The sequence below is a fragment of the Herbaspirillum sp. B65 genome (genome assembly GCF_000333555.1).
Lineage (GTDB): Bacteria > Pseudomonadota > Gammaproteobacteria > Burkholderiales > Burkholderiaceae_D > Herbaspirillum > Herbaspirillum rubrisubalbicans.
In genome coordinates this window covers 1-3,051 of the sequence record NZ_BADI01000702.1, presented here as the reverse complement: position 1 = coordinate 3,051, position 3,051 = coordinate 1, and the positions used below count along the sequence as shown (strand labels likewise).

Below are 3,051 nucleotides of genomic sequence, written 5' to 3'. Positions count from 1 at the left end.
CTGCTTTTGCGCCTGCTGCGCCAGCGCCAGCGCCCGTTCGCGCGCCTGGCCACGCGGCACCACTTCTTCCACCAGGCCGATGCGCAGCGCTGTCTCGGCATTGACCCGCTCGCCGCACAGGATCATGCGCTTGGCCCAACCCTCACCGACCAGCCAGGGCAGGTTCTGGGTGCCGCCGGCACACGGCAACAGGCCCACCGCCGCCTCTGGCAAGGCCATCTGGGCTTGCTCCTCGGCGATGCGGATGTCGCAAGCCAGCGCGCATTCCAGACCGCCGCCCATGGCATAGCCATTGATGGCGGCAATGGAGACGCCGCGAAAGGACGACAGCGTCTCGAAGGCTTCGCCGAAGCGGCGCGCCATCTCGCGCGCCATGGCCTTGTCGCCATCGGCAAACAGTTTCAGGTCGGCACCGGCGGAGAAGAATTTTTCCCCCTCGCCCGTGACCACCAGGGTGTAGATTTCGCGCTCGGCATTGAGCTCCTTGACCAGGCGCGTGAGGTCCGAGAGGGCCTGGCGGGTCCAGGTATTGGCCGGTGGATTGGACAGTGTCAGTACGGCGGTGTGGCCGTGTTTTTCCAGCTTCAGGTTGGTATAGGTGCTCATGTTCTTCCTTGAAAGGGGGTGGCTCAGCGAATGTCGTCCAGCGTGTCGCGGCCCAGCAGATTGCGCGAGATGATGACGCGCATGATTTCATTGGTGCCTTCCAGGATCTGGTGTACCCGCACGTCGCGGAAATAGCGCTCCAGCGGATATTCGCGGATGTAGCCATAGCCGCCATGCAATTGCAGCGCCTCGTTGCAGATGTTGAGCCCAGGTCGGTGGCCAGGCGCTTGGCCATGGCGCAATAGGTGGTGGCCTCGGGCGAGCCGGCATCCAGCTTGGTGGCGGCCAGTCGTACCATCTGGCGGGCCGCCACCAGTTCGGTCTGCATGTCGGCCAGCTTGAATTGCAGCGCCTGGAAGTCGGCAATGGGACGGCCGAACTGCTTGCGCTCCTTGATGTAGACATGGGCCGCATCCAGCGCCGCCTGGGCCGCACCGACCGAACAGGTGGCGATGTTGATGCGCCCGCCATCGAGCCCCTTCATGGCGAACACGAAGCCCTCGCCCTCCTCGCCCAGCAGGTTGCCCACCGGCACCTTGACGTTGTCGAAGCTGATGGTGCGGGTGGGCTGGCTGTTCCAGCCCATCTTGCTTTCCTTCTTGCCATAGCTGATGCCGGGAGTGTCGCCGGGCACCACGATGGCCGACACGCCGCGCGCACCGGGGCCGCCGGTGCGCGCCATTACCACCAGCAGATCGGTGCTGCCAGCGCCCGAGATGAAGGCCTTGGAACCGTTGATGAGATAGAAGTCGTCGACCCGGCGCGCGGTGGTCTTGAGCGAGGCGGCATCCGAACCCGAGCCCGGTTCGGTCAGGCAATAGGACCCGATCTTGTGCCCGGCCGCCAATTGCGCGCACCATTCTTCCTTCAGTTCGCCCTGCCCCCAGGTGGCCACCATCCAGCTGACCATGTTGTGGATGGTGAGATAGGCGGCAGTCGAAGTACAGGCGCGTGCCAGTTCTTCGAAGACGATGGTGGCATCCAGCCGCGACAGCCCCAGGCCACCCTCATTTTCGGGGGTATAGAGGCCGCAAAAGCCCAGTTCGCCGGCCTTGGCGATCACGTCCAGGGGGAAATGCGCCTCTTCATCCCACTTGGCCGCAAAGGGCGCCATCTCGCCGGCAGCAAAGGCGCGGGCGCTTTGCTGGAAGGCCAGTTGGTCTTCGTTGAGTTCAAAATCCATGCTTGTCTCCGGTTCATTGTCGTTCTGCGTGCATTGCATTGGCGCCTTAGCTTAATGGAATTCGCGCCGGGCAGTTGTCACCGGCGCGACATTGGCGCGCAGCAAGACAGCAGGCTCAGGCCGCCGCTGGCACCGAGGGCTGGCCCGCCCGTTCGAAGGCCGCCAGCAAGCTCGCCTGACGGGCGTGCATGTGCTCCACGGCCTGCTGCTTGACGTGACCATAGCCGCGCACCAGTTGCGGCAACTGTGCCAGTTCGATGGCGGTAGGCAGATTGTCAGTCGTCAGGCGCGGCAACAGGCCCAATACCAGAGAGCGATATTGCACGATCAGGGCGCGCTCCATGCGACGCTCCGCCGTGCGCCCAAAGATGTCCAGCACGCCGCCGCGCAAGCCCTTCATGCGCGCCAGCAGCTTGAAGGCCGTCATCATCCAACCACCATAGCGGGCCTTGAGCAGATACCCCTGGCCATCCTTGCGCGCCAGGATCGGCGGCGCCAGATGGAAGCTGAGCGTGAAATCTCCCTCGAACTGCTGCGCCAGCGCCTGCTGGAACTGGCCATTGGTATAGAGGCGCGCCACTTCGTATTCATCCTTGTAGGCCATCAACCTGGACAGTTGCCGGGCCACCGTCATGCTCAGCTTGTCGCTGCCCAGCGGGGCTTCGGCGGCGCGTACTGCTTCCACCACTTTGGCATACTGGGCGGCATAGGCGGCATCCTGGTAATCAGTCAGCAAGGCCACGCTGCGCTTGATCCATTGCTCCAGCGAGAGCGGCATGTGCAACACCAGCGGTGGGCGCGCCGCTGATGGTGTTTGCCATGCTCGCGGCCTACCTGGCCGGACGCCGCTGGTGGCCGCGCTATGGCATCGTGGTGGTGGCGCTGACCGGTTTCGCGGTGGCCTTCGCCAGCGGCAGGACCGACCTGGGGGCAGTGAGCCTGGAACTGGCGCGGCCCGTCTTCATCGCCCCGCATGTGGGTCTCGGCGTGTTCTTCAGCCTGACCGTGCCGCTCGTGCTGGTGAGCCTGACCGGCCAGTTCCTGCCTGGCATGGCGGTGCTGCAACTGGCTGGCTACCATCCGCCCACGCGCGCGGTGGTCACCGGCACCGGCCTGGCCTCGCTGGCGATGGCCTGCTTCGGCGGCATCACCATCGTGCTGGCGGCCATCACGGCGGCCCTGTGTACCGGCAAGGACGCCCATCCTGGAACCCGGCAGCGCTATATTGCCGGCATCGCCAATGGCGTCTTCTACCTCATCGG

2 protein-coding genes and 2 pseudogenes are annotated in these 3,051 nt (G+C 64.9%); 1 reads left to right on the top strand and 3 read right to left on the bottom strand.

The window, feature by feature from the left end:
• The 3 genes and pseudogenes from I5W_RS16650 to I5W_RS16640 all read right to left on the bottom strand — a co-directional run.
• A partial coding sequence (locus I5W_RS16650; protein ID WP_044530056.1) for an enoyl-CoA hydratase occupies positions 1 to 606 on the bottom strand: 606 nt, incomplete at its 3' end.
• A 23-nt stretch (positions 607 to 629) separates the two neighbouring features.
• Positions 630 to 1,789: pseudogene (locus I5W_RS16645) on the bottom strand (acyl-CoA dehydrogenase family protein).
• A gap of 115 nt (positions 1,790 to 1,904) precedes the next feature.
• Complete coding sequence (locus I5W_RS16640; RefSeq protein ID WP_044530055.1) at positions 1,905 to 2,567, bottom strand: DUF6537 domain-containing protein; 663 nt, start codon at positions 2,565 to 2,567, stop codon at positions 1,905 to 1,907.
• Between the two features lie 11 nt (positions 2,568 to 2,578).
• Between I5W_RS16640 and I5W_RS16635 the strand changes: the two are divergent.
• A pseudogene (locus I5W_RS16635) lies at positions 2,579 to 3,051 on the top strand (benzoate/H(+) symporter BenE family transporter); the annotation flags it as partial.

Excerpts from the sequence above, each read along its gene's own strand:
- I5W_RS16640 (WP_044530055.1), bottom strand. The coding sequence starts at position 2,567 with ATGCCGCTCTCGCTGGAGCAATGGATCAAGCGCAGCGTGGCCTTGCTG.